Here is a 981-nt window from a genome sequence, read left to right on the forward strand (position 1 = left end):
GGGTTTTTGGACAGCTGTTTCACCAGCTCATCAAATGGAACGTCAAATACATCCGAATTGCCCCGTTTGCTACTCTGGACTACGCCGTCAAATACGGGGATATTCCAGTTTTTATTATCAAATAATGGCTTTTTAGCTGTTTCAATAGGCAGTTTAGCGGAGGTATTATTGCTTGTGCCGTCCATCGCACTCACACCAGCGAAGGCATCCTTACAGTAATATACTCGTTCAGGCATAATGGAGGTGCACTCGTCCAGCACATACCGCTCAGATAGAGCTGCGCCGCCCAATAACACCTTTACGTCAAGTCCCGCTTGCTTGAAGAGTGCAATGTTCTCTTTCATTATCTCCGTTGATTTTACAAGCAACCCGCTCATACCGATAGCGTCTGCCTTGTGTTTAACGGCGGCGGCTATTATCTCTGCACCGTCAACTTTCGTTCCCATATTTACCACATCATATCCATTGCCTGATAGTATAATGTCTGCAAGGTTTTTGCCTATATCATGCACATCTCCGCGCACGGTGGCAAGAACTACAACGCCTTTGCTGGTGCCACTATCCCCTTTTAGGTATGGTTCCAGCACAGTTGAGGCAAGTTTCATCACTTCGGCTGATTTTAACACGAACGGTAATAGCATTTTCCCGCTATTGAATAGTCCGCCTACCTCTTGCATGGCGGCTAACAGCACGTTGTTTAGTATATCCATAGCACTCATAGTGCCTAAAAGTTTATCTATCAGCTCACTAACACCACTGGCATCTCCCTTGACAACCTTTGAAAAGAGCAGTTCGTCAGCGGGCAACTTTTCTATAGGTGTTTCAACCGTATCAGCTATATATTCAAAATGTTTTATGAACGCCATTAACGCACCGTCCTGCCCGTCTAGCAGGTGTTCGCATAGCTCAAGTTCGCTAGCGTTTATAGCATTTAGCGGCATTACTTTTATAGAATGAACTATTGCCGCATCAAGCCCCGCC

At 45.7% G+C, this 981-nt stretch carries 1 protein-coding gene; it reads right to left on the reverse strand.

From position 1 onward, the window contains the following. Positions 1 to 981 (reverse strand): cobalamin-dependent protein (locus AC1MDJ_RS08050; protein ID WP_479690398.1); only part of this gene is annotated, 981 nt, incomplete at both ends.

This window comes from Candidatus Termitispirillum reticulitermitis (assembly GCF_054655775.1).